Here is a 16899-nt window from a genome sequence, read left to right as displayed (position 1 = left end):
CATAATTATGGAGGGGTAAGAATGATTAAAAAAGGGTATATGGCTTTACTTTGCTCCATCGCGTTGACAACAGGTACACTTGCAGGATGCGGAAACAGCACAGATCCTAAGAAAGATGAAAAAGCGATGGATAACACACCGCTAGAGGTGACCATTGCTACGCCGCAAGTTGGTGAAGCGCCTAAAAAGGGCAGCGACATTGAGCAGGCGATAGAGAAATATACAAATGCCAAAATCGATATCCAATGGATTCCAGATGCTGCTTTTGAAGACAAGAAAAACATCATGATTGCTTCTAGCGAAATGCCGAAAGCCTTTAAAGTGAAAGCTAACGCTTCGACCCTAAATGCCATCCAGTCCGGCTTGTTCTGGGAAATTGGTCCGTTATTAAAGGATTACAAAAATTTATCGGAGCTTAGTCCGATGTATTACGACAACATTAAAGTGGATGGCAAGCTGTACGGGCTGCCGTTATATCGTGACATTGGACGTGCCGGTATCATTTACCGCAAAGACTTCTTTGGTACCCTAGGACTGAAACCGCCAGTTACACTGGATGATTGGTACAATATGGCCAAAACCGTAGCTGAAAAAGATCCAGATAAGAACGGTCAAGCGGATACGTACGGATTCTTCCTAGATAAAAACTATAACGATCCGGTTCTTAGCAGCAGCTTTTTGACTCGTCTTTCTGTTCCGAATGGAGCACCTAACAAATGGGGCGTGGAGAACGGGAAAATCGTAGCTGAATTTATGACGAAGCCTTATATGGATTCATTGAAGCTGTTGAGAAGATTGTATTCGGAAAAATTAATTAATCAAGACTTCTCTATCGTGCAAACAGCGGATTCCGATAATAAATGGAATGCGGGTAAAGTCGGCATCCGTGTTAACACGGTAGCGACAGCTGCTGCGCTTTCTTCTGATAATGTTTCGAAATCAACGCCAAGCGCGGTTGTAGATGTCGTGCCTTTTGTAGGTCCTTCCGGACTTAAAGTGCCTGCTGAGTCTGGGAATAACGGTTTCTTCCTATTTCCTAAATCAAGCGTGAAGACGGAAGCAGAGTTGAAACGATTATTAGGCTTCTTCGATAAGCTGCTTGATGCTGAAATGTCAACACTGCTGACAAGAGGGATTGAAGGTAAACATTTTAACAAAACAGATGATGGCAAAGGCCAAATTAAAGATTTGACATTGTTCAATCTTGAAGTTAAACCATACCGCGACAGCCTGCCGTCATTTGAGACAGCTGGAAAAGGTCTGCCGTTGAAGCAAAACGAGCTTCAAGCAAAAGGTTCGAAAATAGCGGAAGACAACTTGAAAAGTGTCGTTGCGAATGTGGCTTTAACGTACAATTCGAAGACATACACTGAAAAAGGCGTAGAGCTCGATAACTTAATTCGTGACGCCCAAACCAAATACATTATGGGTAAAATTGACGATGCTGGCTGGCAGGCAGAACTAGATAAATGGATGAAAGCCGGCGGTGAGAAGGTAATTGCTGAATATACGGCAGAATACGCTAAACAGAAAAAGTAGAGAGTTCAATATATATAGAACTTGAGAGACGGAGTGAGAACATGCTTACAAATGTGAATGTCATCGAAAAAACCGCTTATATTAATGGCTGCTGGGTAGAACCCGGCAGCCGCTCTTCTAAAGATCATTACAGTCCCCTGAATACGGAGTTATTAGTAGGACGCAGCATTCAATTGAACATGGAAGATGTTGACCTTGCCGTTGTGAGTGCAAAGAAAGCGCTTCCGAATTGGTCTAGCTTGTCAGGAACACAAAGAGCAAATTATTTGTTTAAAGCAGCGCAAAAGATTGAGGATCATCTTGAGGAGCTGGCACAGCTTCTCACTGCTGAGATGGGTAAACCGATCGGCGAGGCAAGAGGTGAAGTTAATCGTGCTGTCGTGCTGTTCCGCTATTACGCTGGAGAAGGGCTTCGTAGCATCGGCGAGGTATTGCCATCCACAGATGGGGTATCCCACTTATATACGACTCGGGTACCGCTTGGGGTCGTTGGTCTTATTACTCCTTGGAATTTTCCTGTTGCCATTCCTGTATGGAAGATGGCGCCAGCTTTAATATTCGGAAATACAGTCGTATGGAAGCCTGCAGAACATTCAACCATTACGGCTTCCAAGCTCATGCAGCTATTGGAAGAGAGCGGCCTGCCGAAAGGTGTCGTCCAACTTGTTAGCGGCTCGGGCTCCGTTGTCGGACAACGCATTCTGGATCATCCTGATGTAATAGGAATCTCTTTCACGGGCTCGGATACCGTCGGCAAGCAAGTTTCACAAGCCGCATCGTCCCGTCATGCGAAATATCAATTGGAGATGGGAGGGAAGAACGCGACAATTGTGCTTGCGGACGCCGATCTGGAGAAAGCGGCCGATGTCATCATTAGCGCTGCCATGCGGTCTGCTGGTCAGAAGTGCACTGCCACTAGTCGTGTCATTGTCGAGAAGCCAGTGAAGGAACAATTGACCTCTCTGTTGATCGAACGCGCGAACCGCATTAAGCTGTCTAATCCGCAAGAAAACGACTGTTATCTTGGACCTGTTGTGTCCAAGCGTCAATACGAATCTATCCTGGACTTTATCCAAATCGGAATCCGAGAAGGCGCACAAGTTCTTGCTGGTGGTAAAGCGAAGACAGAAGGTGAATTTGCCAAAGGCTACTATATTGAGCCTACGATTCTAGATAATGTCGACCCGCAATCTACGTTGGCTCAAGAGGAAATTTTCGGTCCGGTCTTAGTGATTAACGAGGCCGATGATCTCGATCATGCAATCAATCTGGCTAATAGCGTTCGTTACGGATTGGCTGCAGCTGTCTTTACACAAAACCAAAAGCATATTCACCACTTTGTAAACCGGATTGAAGCAGGTTTGATTAAGGTGAACGGTGAAACTGCTGGCGTTGAACCGCAGGCTCCTTTTGGCGGTATGAAGCTTTCCAGTTCGTATTCTCGTGAACAAGGAAGAGCGGCAATCGAGTTTTTCACACAGGTCAAAACCGTCGTGGTTACGCCGTAGTAGTTGGAGAAAAACGAAAGGATATGAGAAGCCAGATGGATTATGCTGCATTCAGTAAAAGGCTGGAAACGATTTCAGCTATCAATATTACACCTTTTGAAGAAGAGTCGCGCCGCATTGACTGGGAAGGGCTGGAAGCAAATATTGAGTTCTTGCTGGCGAATGGTACTGAAGTGATTGTGCCTTGCGGAAACACGGGCGAATTCTATGCGTTAACGCTGGAAGAAGCAAAGGAAGTGACCAAACGTGTCGTAGAAATCGTAAATCATCGTGCCATTGTCATGGCTGGAATCGGGTATTCGGTTGAAACTGCGGTAGAGCTCGGTAAGCATGCCGGGCAGGTTGGTGCAGATTGCGTTATGATCCATCAGCCCATTCATCCCTACATCACGACGCCAGGTGCGGTGTCCTATTACCGTAATGTGATTGAAAGCCTGGATATTCCGTCTATTCTTTATTTGAAAGACGCTCATGTTTCGGACGATATTTTGGTTAGTCTAGCACCGCTGGATAAATGCGTGGGTGTGAAGTATGCCATCAACGATCTGCCTCGTTTTACCGAAACTGTGCGCAAGATAAGCGCAGCATATAACATCGCCTGGATCTGTGGTACGGCGGAAAAGTGGGCGCCCTACTTTTACAATGCTGGCGCAAAGGGATTTACATCAGGCTTAATCAATGTAAATCCCGGTATCTCGCAAGGGATGCTGCAAGCATTACGCGATCAAGATTGGCCAACCGTATGGAGGTTGTGGGAAGATGTTCTGCCTTTCGAGAACTTGCGTGCCAAATATAATGCCGGTAACAATGTGGTAGCTGTGAAGGAAGCGATGGAACAATTGGGACTTCGTGCAGGTGTCACGCGCGAACCTGTTGATCCTTTGAATGAATTAGATAAGAAGGAAGTAACAAACATACTAAGAGCATGGGGGCTGCTAACATCATGAAAATTTCAGATCTTAGACTTACGGTTATTGCAATGCCGCGTAATACAGGTTTTGTTTGCAAACATGTCATCGTGGAGATTGATGCGGATAACGGATTAACGGGTATTGGTGAAATGTCGGACTTTTCTCATCTTCCTCACTATTCATTAGACATTCAGGACATGGCTGTGGTGCTCAAGTCTATTCTATTAGGCCAAAGCCCATTTGATATCTCACTGCTCAATAAGGAGCTGCTCAGCAATTTCCCAGAAACGATGTTTTATTATGAAAAGGGCAACTTTATCCGCAACGGGATTGATGCAGCGTTACACGATCTTTGCGCGAAATCACTTGGAATTTCCGTGGCTGAATTTATTGGTGGAAGAATCAAAGAGAAAATTAAAGTCTGCTATCCGATCTTCAGACATCGCTTCATGGAAGAGGTAGAAGAAAATCTTGCGATTGTTCGCGAGAGACTTGGTAAAGGCTTTGATACATTCCGACTTTATGTTGGCAAAAACCTGGATGCCGATGAGGCATTCTTGGATGGCGTGAAAAAAGAATTTGGTTCGAAAGTGACGATTAAATCGCTGGACTTCAGCCATTTGCTGGACTGGAAATCGGCGTTGAAGGCCACGAAGCGATTGTCCCAATATGATTTCCAAATGGTGGAGAGTCCAGCTGTTCAAAATGATTTCGAGGGACTTCATCATTACCGAATGAACACGGAATACCCAGTAAGCGAGCACGTGTGGAGCTTCCGTCAGCAATCCGAAATGATTAAGCATGATTCTATCGATATTTTTAACATTTCTCCTATTTTTATCGGTGGAATAACCGCTGCTAGGAAAGCGGCGGCAGCGGCAGAAGTCGCTGGGAAATCGTGCTTGATTGGCACAACCCAGGAACTGTCTGTAGGTACAGCTGCTATGGCACATCTGGGAAGCTCACTTGTGAATTTGAACTATACATCAGACCCGACAGGACCTGAATTGTATATTGGCGATATCGTTAAGAATCCAGTTCAATACGAGAACGGATACCTACTTGTTCCAGGTCGCGACTTACCTGGTCTAGGTATGGAGCTTGACTGGGATCAAATTAACAAATATCGCGTAGAAGATTTAAGCTGGGGGAACGTTTCCGTTCATCAACTTCAGGACCGCACCTCGCAAACCAAGAAGTAATCATACAAGCAGCAGCCGTCCGCAAATTAACACCGGACGGCTGGTTTTGATATAATAAGGGTCATTGATACGAAAGTAAACAGAAGTGAGGAATTAAATTGCCCACCTATTTATATCGCATGATCCTATTTGCCATGTTGCTGGTAGCCATTCCAGTCATTACAATCGGAATGATTTCCTATCATATTTCCTCCCAGGATATAGAGAAAAAGGTTAAAGAAAGCAATGCTCAAATTTTGCTGCAGAACCAGATGAGAATTGAGCAAGTACTGAAAAATGTAGAAATGGGCGCTGTGCAATATTTAAGTTCACCGTTGGTAACGGATAATCTCTACAATGCTTTGACACAGGATGATTTCCAAACGATTACAAGCCTTGCCAAAGGTTTATATAATTTGCACTCTTTATCGGGAGTGGCTGACACCCATCTCATTAATCTGGAAAAGGATTGGATGATCAGCAATTTAGGTTTTACGGGAACAGAGGACTTTTCGGATAAAAAACTTTTGAAAGATTACGAAAAGAACCCCAAAAATTTATTCTGGATAGCAGATGATTATGGGATTCGGATGGTTGTAAAGCTGCCAATGATTGCTCCGTTGGCAGCTCCAAAGGCGTTGTTGATCATAGAAATGTCAAAGAAGGAGTTGGAAAAAGGGTTAGCACAAACGAAGCAGTTGGGAGATATTTACGTATTGAACCGGGAGCACAAACCGTTCTTGAGTAATGCGGGCGCAGTCGCAATTTCTGATTCAATCTTGGAGCCTTTGAAAACGGTGTCAGAAATGAACGGATATTATGAAGGAAAAGATTCGGCAGTGAGTTATAGAGTTTCTTCTACAAATTGGATTTATGCTTCCGTCGTTTCCATTGATCAAGTGACGATGGAATCCAAGAAGATTGCACTCGTTACAATTAATATTTGCCTTATTGTCTTTATCGTTATCGCAGCCGCCGCATTCTACGGGAGCAGACAGATGTATTCACCTATCCGTCGTTTGTTTCAGCGGATGGAGCAATTCGGAGGCGAAACCGCAGAATCTCGCAGGAAAGATGAATTTGCTTATATTGAGGATAGGTTTACTGCTTTATTTCATACCGGAAAACAGTTTCAACAACAGCTTCAAGGTCAAAAGGGACAGATGAAAGAGTTTTTCTTATTGAAGCTGTTCATGGGCCAAGTTACGGAAAGCGAATTTGCTTTCAAGTGCGAAGCTTATGGCTTTGCTGAAAAAGGGAAGCTCATGGGTGTGATTGCGCTGCAAATCGATTCCCTGCAGGATACGAGATACATGGAAACTGATAAAGAGCTGCTGCTCTTTGCTATCCATAACATTGTCAGTGAACTATTGCCAGCTAATCGGCTGCTGGGTTCGCTGTTGCTGGATCAATCTCAAGTTTCCCTGCTTACTGGGGATGTGGAAGATCCACAAGTACTGCAATTGAGTTTTCATCAGGCAGCAGAGGAAATAAAATCAAAGGTTCATGAGCTGCTTCAATTGAAAGTCAGCATCGGTATCAGTCGCGTGTTTTCCCGGTATACGGATGCCATGAATGCTCATGCAGAGGCTTTGGAAGCGCTGAAGAGAAGGATTCGTCTTGGGGATGATATCATCATACATTATGAAGATATCGAAACGGCCCATGAGAATAGCATGCAATTATCTGCTACCATGAATTACGTAGAAGATTATTTCGTAAATGCATTAAAAACGGGTGATGCAAAGTCTACTTTTGAACATTTTGATCATTACATTGAATCCATTATGGAAAGAGATATCCGATTTAATGATTATCAATTTTTGATGGTCCAACTGATCAACCAGATTCATAAGTTTATCCAGCAGCAAGGCGGTACGTTGGAAGGCATAATCGGTACGAAATCGGTGCTCCATTCTTTTATGAAGCTGAACACAGTACAAGAAATTACGTCTTGGTTTAAGACGGATTTGCTGCCACCTGCACTCGCCTTCTTTAAAGGACGCGCAGATTCGCAATATATTAATCTCGCGCATCAAATGGTTGTAATGATCCACGAAGGGTATGAGCATGATATAACGCTTGAATCGTGTGCCGCGCAGCTTAAATATCATCCTGTTTATGTAAGTCGTGTTTTTAAGAAGGAGACAGGCGTTACTTTTATTGATTACTTAACCAACTATCGGGTTAACATGGCGAAGAAATGGCTGAAAGAGACAGATATGAAGATTTCGGAAATAGCCGAGCGACTTAATTATGCTAATTCCACTGGTTTTATCCGGACATTTCGAAAGCTTACAGGGATGACACCTGGTCAATATCGTGAGACGTAAGCTAATCATCATAAGGGGGTTCATATGAATTATCAACTGTTGGATCAAATGAGAAATCAATATATGAAAAGTGAAGGAACTTGGTTTTCTTTGAGATGGCATTATATTGAAAATTGCATTCTCAAATCGTATATGGACAGTTTTAAGCAATCGGGCCAAGAAGACTATTACCAGTTCGTCAAAAGTTATATTGACCGACTTTATGATGAGAGTGGCAGCATCCCGGCTATTGATGTGTGTTATTATAGTATTGATCAAATTAGACCAGCGACTATTCTTTTTGACTTATACAAAAGAGAGAACGATCCCAAATATAAGAGAGTGCTAGATTTGATCTATGAACAATTGAAAACCTACCCAAGAACAGAGTCAGGAAGTTTCTGGCATAAAGAAAATTATCCAAACCAAATTTGGTTGGATGGACTTTACATGGGGCAACCGTTTTATGTGCGTTATATCAAGCAGTTTGAGGAAAATAAGGACTATTCCGATACAATAAATCAATTTTTAAACGTCAAAAAGTTTATTTTTAATGAAGAGAATCGCTTATACTACCATGCGTACGACGAGAGCAGAACCATGTTTTGGTGCGACAAAACGACGGGTATGTCTCCGAATGTCTGGGGACGGGCTGTGGGCTGGTTTGTGATGGCCTTGGTGGACGTGCTTGAGCTTCTGGAAGATGAACCTACTGATAGCGAACCGCTAAAAGTGATTTTGCAAGAAACGCTAGAAGGTATGCTGCCATACCAGCATAGCGAGGGCATGTGGTATCAGATCGTTGATAAGGGGGATCGACCAGGGAATTACTTGGAGTCTAGCGGAACCTTAATGCTAGCTTATGCGATGTTGAAAGGTACGCGTCTTGGCTATCTGGCTAAAGAATACGCCGAGCGAGGGAAGTCTGCATTTGATGGCACTGTTCGGCAATATCTCCGTGAGGAGAATGGAGAAGTGCTGCTTGGCGGGATCTGCAAAAGTGCAGGACTCGGTACTAACCCTGATACGGGCAAGGTACGTGATGGGACATTTAAGTACTATACGGAGAACGAAGTTATCGTGAGTAATAATGGACATGGTGTAGCGCCACTGCTTATGGCCTATAGCGAGGTTAAGCTATTAGAGCAGTAAAGTCTTGTTGGGAGAGAAACGAATGCTGCAAAAATTAAACAAGAGCCTGGAGAAATGGCTTCCGCTGATTACTCCTACGAGTGTTATTCTAGGAATTATTTTGACAGTATGGTTAAAGTCCTTTACTTACTTAGTACCATGGATTTTCGGTTTTATGACATTTACAGGCAGCTTAAGTATGAACTTTAAAGATTTAAAAAGAGTATTAATACAGCCGTTCCCAATTTTCGTCTCGATGATTGCTCTGCATGTGTTGATGCCTGCTGTTGCATGGATCATCGGCAATGTGTTTTTTCATGATGATGTTTATCTGAGAACAGGGCTAATTCTAATGGTAGTCATTCCTACTGGTGTCGTAAGTTTCATGTGGGTTTCCATTTATAAGGGAAATATTGCACTAACGTTGTCGGTTATTTTGATTGATACACTATTATCGCCGTTTCTCGTGCCCTTTACGATGGAGGCATTTCTCGGCGTACAAGTGAAGATGGATGTGATTGGTATGATGAAAGGCCTTTTCTTCATGATCGTCCTTCCGTCATTATTGGGTATGCTGCTCAATCAACTTTCGCAAGGAAAGGTGAAGGAGAAACTGGGACGCCCCTTATCGCCTTTCTCCAAAATAGGATTGGCTTTCACCATTGCAATTAACAGCGCTGCTGTAGCACCTTATTTCACTAAAATTGACAGTAAGTTGGTCCTGACAGCTTGTGTGATTGTCGTGATGGCTTCATCTGGCTATGTCATTGGTTGGCTGATCGCCAGATGGCTAAATTGGGATCGAGATATCATGGTTACCATGGTGTTTAATAGCGGGATGAGAAATAATAGCGCTGGTGCGGTGCTGGCTATTTCGTTTTTTCCGCCACCCGTCGCAATGCCTGTTATTATGTGTATGCTTTTTCAACAACTGCTCGCTTCCTTGTTCGGGCAATTATTATGTAAATCCCCCGATTCCATAAAATTGAAGCCTGTATCACAAAAAACTATCTAAGAGGAAGTAGCGTTTTTGTTTCCAGTTATATGTCGATGTGTAAATAGGAGAATTGCTGAACTCGTATGTGATGACCCTCACGTACGGTTTGGTAAGAGGCTCATGCAACTATGCAGGGGCTTACTTTTTATTATCTATGTGCTAACATTGGGCTTCCATTTTCCTGTATTGACCCATTTGAAGTGAATGATAGGGTTTCGTGTTTTTTGTTTACAAGAATGGAAAAACTGCAGAGATAGCGAGAGTGGTAAAAAATGCTATAATAGACAAAAGGAGTGTGATGGCAAATGCAAGCTGCTTCTGATTATCTGTTTATGGGTTCGTTAATCTTTTTGGTAATAACCGTCTTGATATTTTTCTTGGGTAGTGGAGGTATGTCTAGTTATAACAATATTTCCAATGCCACAGGTGCTTTAACAGATTTACAAATGAATCACGACCACAAAAAAATGTTGGGTACGCAAAACAATCGGTTGGTAAGACTATTAAAATCATTTCTGTTTTGGATTCCTGTCGCTGGCATCATTGTTTCAATTATACTATCTAAAATTTAATAACTATAGGTCAACAAAATAAGGGGAATTAGAATGGTCGTGAATATTTGGTCAGGTTCAAAAGTCAGATTACGCCCTGTGATACCATCAGATTGGAAAGAATTCCATGAAAATGACCAGGATTCGGAGGGGGCAAGACTATGCGATTCCCTATATTTTCCTAGGTCTGAAGATGGAACAAAAGCTTGGGCGGAACGCACAGCCTCTAAGGCATCCGAAGGTGATCATGTATTTCTTGCAATTGAAACACTTGATGGAATTCTTGTTGGCAGCATAACGGCAAGCAGTTGTGACACACGTAATGGCACCTTTAAATACGGTGTAGCTATCTTTCGTAACTATTGGCGAAGAGGTTATGCTTCCGAGGCTATAAGGATCTTGCTTCGTTATTACTTTGAGGAATTACGGTACCGTAAGGTGAACGCTTATGTTTATGCCTTCAATGATGGCTCATACGCTTTGCAGGAGCATCTTGGATTCGTCCAAGAAGGGATACTCAGAGAAATGATTTTTACAAAGGGTAAGCATTACGACGAGTATGTATTTGGACAAACAAAAGATGAGTTTGAAAAGCTTAATGTGTCTTTTAACAACGAAGGATAATTGCATAATGCAGCGGCAGTCAAAACTTTATTTTTGAGTTCGGGCTGCCGCTGTTTCTTTTATCGTGAGCCTTATACGGGGATCCCTTCAATAATAAAATTATTCATTGGCGTAGGGACTATTTTCGATAATTTAAATCCAGCTTTTTCGAATAGATCACTAAACTCTGCTTCCGTACGCTCCTTTCCAGTTAAGAGCACAGCCATTTCCAAATCTACAAAATTAAGAAAGGGATCAGATGCGCTATCTGTTTGAATGACATTTTCAATTAATATAATTTTTCCATGATCAAGTATTCCTTGTCTGCAATTTTGCAGGATCTTGAGGGACTCTTCATCGCTCCAGTCATGAATAATACTTCTTAAAATGTAAGCATCTGCGCCAATAGGAACAGAATCAAAGAAACTCCCAGCGATACATTCACAACGATTATCAAGCCCTACACGCTGAATAAATGGTTTTGTTCCTTCAATGACAGCGGGAAGATCATAAATTGCACCTGTAACATGAGGATGTTTGAGCAATATGGCTTCCATCAATCGGCCATGTCCACCACCGATATCAATAATCTTGTTGAATGGAGAAAAGTCGTAAACTTCCAACATAGGACCAATTACTTTAGAAAAACCTGACATCGCATTATTAAAAATTTCTCCAGCTTCTTGGTTCTCCGATAAGTAATCGAAGAAGGGGATGCCATACGTTTTCCGGAAGGCGGGTTCCCCGGTTTGAACGGCATGTAGAAGGTTACTCCATGAATTTCTATCCCATTCTTCTCCTACCATAATGGCTATGCCTCTTGCAGAACCTTTAATTTCAGTTTGTAGGAGTACACCAAGCGGACCATTTTCAAAGCACATATCGTCCAACTCTTTGAATATCCCAGTGCTTGAAAGCGCTCGCAATAGACGATATAGCGTAGGTGCATGCGTTTTTGTTTCTATAGCGAGTTCTTCAAGGCCTTTAGGCGAATCTTTTAACAAGTCCGGAATGCCCAACTTCGCGGCAACGGAAATGGATTGTTGAATCCATCCTCCAAAAATCAATTGGTATAACTGCTTCGATTCGCCTGCCATTCGATCTCTCCTTTATTTGATATATGTAAGATCAAATTTATTCGCATCTCTTAAAACGTAGAACGTTTGATCGGCGAGATAGTCATCAATTTAATTATCACACATCTTTAAGAGAGCATAGTCCAAACATGACGAAACAACATAAGATGACAAGAAGTATTATTTCATTAAAAGGATGAGTGAGCCGGGAATGAAAACTATTCAGCAGCGAAAAAAGAAAAGCGGACGCGTGAACGGACAAAAAGCCATTCCTGCATCATCGCCCTCTATCTCCGCACAAGTTAAAGGCATTTTAGGATCACCGGTTTGTGTAGTGCTCAAGAACGGTTCTGTGTATTACGGAGTTCTAAACGAAATACATGGTGACAAAGTCATTCTTCAAGGTTTTAAGGGGAATCGAAGGCTCCCCCGAAATAAAGCCAAAGGCAAAGCGCAAATATCCAGTTTAGGAGGTTTGGGAGGCTTACTTGGTGGAGGCGGACTTGGAAGCATGCTTGGTCTTTTTGGCGGTGGGAGTCCTGGGGGATTTTTGGGAGGAGGCTCAAGCGGATTACTAGGTGGTCTTGGAAAAGGTTCTGCTGCAGGCACTGCTGGTGCTGGGGGTTTCTTTGGTAACATAGGCAGCTTTTTTAAGCTGGGGATGGGAGTAATTTCTTTTATCATGCCATTGATGAAAAACTTTTCGATTTGATGAAGTAGCAGCAAATCTGATCCTGGGTTTGCTGCTTTTGTATTATTGAGCAATGAATCAATTGTGTTAACGCTTTTAGATCTCTCCTCTGTTTAGTAACACTAAGTTTTATCACCTAAATTGTGGTAAAATTAATTGAAAAAGTGTAGAGAGTTAAGGGAGGGAGAGTCTTGTATCCACGGGCCAATGTATTAGGAATTGTATCTCGGAACAAAACAATTCTTGTTGAAGAACAAACTGGAAAACATTCCAAAGGTATGGGCATCTACTATAGGCCAATAGGTGGAACAATCGAACTTGGGGAATATTCTCAAGAGACTCTAATAAGAGAATTCAAAGAAGAACTAGGTATTCAAATATCGATCAAATGTTATGTCAAATGTATAGAGAACATTTTTAAAATTGATGAGAATATAGGACATGAAATTACACAAATTTTTTTCGTTGATTTCATTGATCCAAAGCTTTACGAGATAGAACAATTTAGAGTCATTGAAGGAGAGAAAACCACCTATGCCAAGTGGGTACCAATTATTGAATTTGAACTTGGAGAGAGGATTCTTTATCCTAATGGCTTAACTGAATTACTAACAGATATGAATTAAACGATTATCGCGTTTTTCGACCGCAGAAATAATTTGGAGTTTCAGATTAATGAAAAAAAGTGCTCCCACTCAGGGGTGCACTTTCATTTCTCTTTTTTCAGGAAGAGCTGTGCTCCGAGCGATAATGAACTGGGCGCTGTAATAGGAAGTCATGATCAGGATATCCGCAGAGGAAATTGGGGAGACGAACAGGTCCCAGGACAGAATGGAATCGGAAATTAAGAATAGGAGACTGCCGATAATCGCCCGTCTATTACCAGACATAATCGCAGACCAGCCCATTAGAGAGATAACGATAATGTAAAATAAGACAGGTACCACTAGTCCAGTGTTATTTTGATCCATGAGCGAGATCACCAGCTCTCTGCCCATTATGAAGGAATAAATGGCGATAGGTACGATCGAGGAAAAGCGTAACCAAGAGAAACGCCATTGGACGAGGAAACCAGCGGTATAAAACAAGTGACCGATCAGAAAAGCAGCAAGCCCAAGAACGAACCAATACATAATGAGTCCATCGCCCAACATGCCGAAGAATAAGCCGGTTAACATCAACCAATGAACGTTTTTTTTGACAGGAGGCATATGCGAGTAAGCGTAATACAAAATGAGCCACATCGGAATTAATTTGAAAAAGAATTTGAATGCTTGATGCTCAGGTCGAATTTCAAGAATGTAAAGCGCGCTCGTGATCAGTATAGCAATCGGTAACCACCGTTTCATCGTACATCTCTCTCTTTCATTTAGAAATAGCTCTTTAATAGAGCTCCAGAGGTAAAAAGGCATAATCTCCGTTCTTAACAATGGTATCTTTACGAACAGGAATTCGATGATTGAAGATGGGGCCATCGATTACTGTTGTATGGAATTCGCCACCTTCTCCACACGGGTCAATACCACGAGCTTGCAGTTCCTTTACATAGTCGTGAGTTAGCGTTCGTCCAAGATCTTCTTCCCGCATCCCTAATGATAAATTTACAGTGACCAGTACGGATATAAATCCAAGATCTATAAATTCTTTTACAGCTTCAACATGGTCCATTCTCCATAGAGGCATTCCAAGCTTTAAGCCGGCATTTTGGGTAACCTTGTCATGCCAGCAGCCATCAACAGGCATATCCAAGTCACCTGTGACTAACACTTCTGCACCTTGACGTTTAGCTTGTTCCAGAAGGCCCATAAACACGTATTCATAGTCATCCCAACTTGCGGCAGCAGTATAAACGGGCAAGCCGATAGATTCAGCTTGAGCGCGGATAAGCTCCGGAGGCATTCCATGGGATCTGGAACGTTTCCCTTCTTCCTCCAGCATGACGATGAGTCCGATCGGTTCCCCAACCTTCATGGATTTATACAGCGCCAGGACGCTATCCTTTCCCCCGCTAAAAGAAGCTATAAATTTATGCCCGTGAGCGCCATTTTTCCAGTTTACAATATTGTCCATTCCTATCGCTCTCCTTTGTTTATAAGCTCCGATAATTATATCACGAGTTTTTCATGTACGATTTCAGAGGCAGTCATTGTAGTGTAATTGTTCTTCTTATTGATTAATTCATTAATGCTGCTGGCAGAAATGGGATATAATTTAGCTAACAATTAGTTTACACAAAATAAGAGTTTGTAGCTTAATATTTGGTTAGATTATTTATTTAACAAGGACAACCCTTATAAAGAAAGGTTGATTGCAATGAAGACTTCTCTCAAAGATAAAGCGGTGTCGTTTTTGCAACTGGTGGCATCGGGTGAAGTATACGAAGCATACCGGAGATACATTGGTCCGGGTTTCCGCCACCATAATCCCTTTTTTCGCGGAGATGCTGATTCTCTTATGCTTGCAATGGAAGAGAACGCCGCGAAGAATCCTCAGAAAACACTTGAGATCAAACGTGCCATCGAAGAGGGTAATATTGTTGCGGTTCACTCCCATGTAAAACAAAATCAAGAAGACCCTGGAGGAGTTGTGGTCCATATCTTCCGCTTCCATAACGACCTCATCGTCGAATTCTGGGATGTGGGTCAGCCCATACCGGAGAATTCTCCCAATGAGAATGGTGTGTTCTGATGTAGGAATTGGAACATGCAACAGGAACAGGAACAGGAACAGGCAGTCTTCCAAATGAACTGCCTGTTGCTGAAATAACGGATTAGAGGTTGGTTATACCATTGAAAAGTTGATACATAAGGTAATTTTCATTCAGCAGTTTCATCAAGGTCTTCATTGTAAGCCAATATCCCGCGTTTAAAATAATGAAGCTTTTCGTCAGAGGTAGTTTCCATTAGATTGTTCACCAAAAGTTCGACGCTTTCCTTGTAGTTTTGGCTATTGTACAGCGCCATGGCGAGAAACACTTGAATTGCCCTGTTCTCCGGAAATTCCCTCATGCCTCTGCGCAATGTCATCACCGCTTTTTCGTAGTCCCCCCAGTAGCGGTATGTACTCCCTAGCCCCATTAGACATCTTTCTAGATCAGGACCAGACAGGCCCAATTCAAGTGCTCGCACATAAAATGGAATAGCCTGAAGTCCCATGCCAGAATTGTCATGCGCGATTCCGGTTTGGTAGTAGATCACCGCATTATCCGGATAATTTGACAATAGTTCTAATAAGTGCTCGCGAACCTCGCTTAAGATCGCTTGATCTTGCTTGGCTCGTCCTTCTTCGCGCAGTTCTATCAATTTGCTCAAATCGTCAATTGTCATATGATCACCAATCCTATGTTTGGTAGTTTGTTAAGTTAAGAACATCTTAACATAAGCTGGTGCTCATTGAGTTAACGAGATGCCGAACGTTTATTCTCGGTGATTATATAAGGGGTGATATTTGGGTGGAATTTCCTGTTCAGTTTGAAAATGAAAAGTTTGAACCGCTTACTTCCTATGTACAAGAGGTGAAAAATAGCTTTGGAGCATCTGCGGCATCGGTAATGGTCATACAAAATGACAGGATTGTATTGGAACAGTATCATGGATTCCATCATCACAAAAAGGGAGCCCTTTCCGTTTCAGAGCAATCTTTATTTAATATTTATTCAACAAGAAAAACTTATGTTTGCTTAGCAATGGCGATGGCTGCCTTAGAAAAAAACATTCCGTTCACCACTCATGTTCATGAGATAATCAATGAATTGGGAGAGAGTGAGTTAGGACATTTGACGTTGAGTGATCTTGCAACTGCGACTGGACCTAAGTATTATGGCGAACAAAGGATCGAACGGGAAGGTATACAAGGCTTTGTGGTAAGAGCACTGACTGGGAAAGTTATATCCGAGTACCTCCATGAAAAAGTCTTTAATCCCTTGGTAATGAAGGGGACGGTTTGGGCAAGCATCCCACATCGATTTTTAGTATGCGATTACACTTCCTCGGACACCTTCGCGCTTGTTAGGCTTGAATCATCTGATGGTCATGAACGGAATCTGTATTCAAGTACGAGAGATTTGGCCACTTGGGGATATCTACATCTAAATAAAGGAAGCATTAGTGATACTCAGATTATTTCCAATAGTTTGTTTAGCCTTACTGAGGAATTAAAAGCACAGCATCAATCCAAGCGTATACTCGGGTGGTATCATCAAAAAGATATGTACTATGCTACAGGTGCAGCAGGATGTCACTGCGTAGTACTACCTCAACATAATGCGATTGGTATTCGAATGTTGAACAAATATACTAGTGATTACAAAGACGATCAAGTTGCATTTAATAGCTTGCTACTACAGTGCTTATCCCAATAAATGTTGAAAAAATTGCACGGATTTCTGCGTCTAATTGGA

17 protein-coding genes are annotated in these 16899 nt (G+C 42.3%); 13 read left to right on the top strand and 4 right to left on the bottom strand.

The window, feature by feature from the left end; genetic code table 11:
* The first annotated feature begins 21 nt into the window (after window positions 1–21).
* The 9 genes from AC58QG_RS13845 (at window position 22) to AC58QG_RS13805 (ending at window position 10754) form a co-directional block, all read left to right on the top strand.
* Window positions 22–1539: an extracellular solute-binding protein gene (locus tag AC58QG_RS13845; RefSeq protein WP_497362598.1), complete on the top strand. Its 1518-nt coding sequence runs from the start codon at window positions 22–24 to the stop codon at window positions 1537–1539.
* Window positions 1540–1580: 41 nt separating this feature from the next.
* Window positions 1581–3047: an aldehyde dehydrogenase family protein gene (locus AC58QG_RS13840; RefSeq protein WP_497362597.1), complete on the top strand. Its 1467-nt coding sequence runs from the start codon at window positions 1581–1583 to the stop codon at window positions 3045–3047.
* A 35-nt stretch (window positions 3048–3082) separates the two neighbouring features.
* Window positions 3083–3994, top strand: a complete 912-nt coding sequence (locus AC58QG_RS13835; protein ID WP_497362854.1) for a dihydrodipicolinate synthase family protein — start codon at window positions 3083–3085, stop codon at window positions 3992–3994.
* The gene (locus AC58QG_RS13830) at window positions 3991–5160 is read left to right on the top strand and encodes a mandelate racemase/muconate lactonizing enzyme family protein (protein ID WP_497362596.1); all 1170 of its coding nucleotides are present in this window, start codon (window positions 3991–3993) and stop codon (window positions 5158–5160) included. Before AC58QG_RS13835 ends, AC58QG_RS13830 begins: the two co-directional genes overlap by 4 nt.
* Before the next feature lie 98 nt (window positions 5161–5258).
* Window positions 5259–7472 (top strand): helix-turn-helix domain-containing protein, encoded by a 2214-nt coding sequence (locus AC58QG_RS13825; RefSeq protein ID WP_497362595.1) that lies wholly within the window; start codon window positions 5259–5261, stop codon window positions 7470–7472.
* Window positions 7473–7496: 24 nt separating this feature from the next.
* Window positions 7497–8603, top strand: a complete 1107-nt coding sequence (locus AC58QG_RS13820) for a glycoside hydrolase family 88/105 protein (RefSeq protein WP_497362594.1) — start codon at window positions 7497–7499, stop codon at window positions 8601–8603.
* Between the two features lie 22 nt (window positions 8604–8625).
* Window positions 8626–9597, top strand: a complete 972-nt coding sequence (locus AC58QG_RS13815) for a bile acid:sodium symporter family protein (RefSeq protein ID WP_497362593.1) — start codon at window positions 8626–8628, stop codon at window positions 9595–9597.
* Between the two features lie 287 nt (window positions 9598–9884).
* Window positions 9885–10151 carry a hypothetical protein gene (locus AC58QG_RS13810; RefSeq protein ID WP_497362592.1) on the top strand — a complete coding sequence of 89 codons (267 nt, stop codon included), beginning with the start codon at window positions 9885–9887 and terminating at the stop codon, window positions 10149–10151.
* A gap of 33 nt (window positions 10152–10184) precedes the next feature.
* Window positions 10185–10754 carry a GNAT family N-acetyltransferase gene (locus tag AC58QG_RS13805; RefSeq protein ID WP_497362591.1) on the top strand — a complete coding sequence of 190 codons (570 nt, stop codon included), beginning with the start codon at window positions 10185–10187 and terminating at the stop codon, window positions 10752–10754.
* Between the two features lie 71 nt (window positions 10755–10825).
* Here AC58QG_RS13805 and AC58QG_RS13800 read toward each other — a convergent pair whose 3' ends face one another.
* Entirely contained in the window at window positions 10826–11830 is a 1005-nt protein-coding gene (locus AC58QG_RS13800; protein ID WP_497362590.1) for a methyltransferase, read from the bottom strand.
* Between the two features lie 190 nt (window positions 11831–12020).
* Between AC58QG_RS13800 and AC58QG_RS13795 the strand changes: the two genes are divergently transcribed.
* Entirely contained in the window at window positions 12021–12521 is a 501-nt protein-coding gene (locus AC58QG_RS13795; RefSeq protein ID WP_497362589.1) for a hypothetical protein, read from the top strand.
* A gap of 170 nt (window positions 12522–12691) precedes the next feature.
* Complete coding sequence (locus AC58QG_RS13790; RefSeq protein ID WP_497362588.1) at window positions 12692–13126, top strand: NUDIX hydrolase; 435 nt, start codon at window positions 12692–12694, stop codon at window positions 13124–13126.
* 69 nt (window positions 13127–13195) lie between these two features.
* On the opposite strand, the gene AC58QG_RS13785 is transcribed toward AC58QG_RS13790, so the two are convergent.
* Together AC58QG_RS13785 and AC58QG_RS13780 are read right to left on the bottom strand one after the other, a co-directional pair.
* Window positions 13196–13849, bottom strand: a complete 654-nt coding sequence (locus tag AC58QG_RS13785) for a lysoplasmalogenase (protein ID WP_497362587.1) — start codon at window positions 13847–13849, stop codon at window positions 13196–13198.
* Window positions 13850–13883: 34 nt separating this feature from the next.
* The gene (locus AC58QG_RS13780; RefSeq protein WP_497362586.1) at window positions 13884–14570 is read right to left on the bottom strand and encodes a Dph6-related ATP pyrophosphatase; all 687 of its coding nucleotides are present in this window, start codon (window positions 14568–14570) and stop codon (window positions 13884–13886) included.
* 243 nt (window positions 14571–14813) lie between these two features.
* On the opposite strand from AC58QG_RS13780, the gene AC58QG_RS13775 reads away from it, so the two are divergent.
* Window positions 14814–15188, top strand: coding sequence for a nuclear transport factor 2 family protein (locus AC58QG_RS13775; protein ID WP_497362585.1), 375 nt, complete (start codon window positions 14814–14816; stop codon window positions 15186–15188).
* 128 nt (window positions 15189–15316) lie between these two features.
* On the opposite strand, the gene AC58QG_RS13770 is transcribed toward AC58QG_RS13775, so the two are convergent.
* A complete protein-coding gene (locus AC58QG_RS13770) occupies window positions 15317–15826 on the bottom strand; it encodes a tetratricopeptide repeat protein (RefSeq protein ID WP_497362584.1) in 510 nt (169 codons plus the stop codon).
* 125 nt (window positions 15827–15951) lie between these two features.
* Between AC58QG_RS13770 and AC58QG_RS13765 the strand changes: the two genes are divergently transcribed.
* A complete protein-coding gene (locus tag AC58QG_RS13765) occupies window positions 15952–16860 on the top strand; it encodes a serine hydrolase domain-containing protein (protein WP_497362583.1) in 909 nt (302 codons plus the stop codon).
* The last annotated feature ends 39 nt before the right edge of the window (window positions 16861–16899 follow it).

It is taken from the genome of Paenibacillus sp. J22P169 (assembly GCF_059691995.1).
Note: the sequence above shows the minus strand (reverse complement) of the source record. Positions and strands in the feature narration are given on the sequence as shown.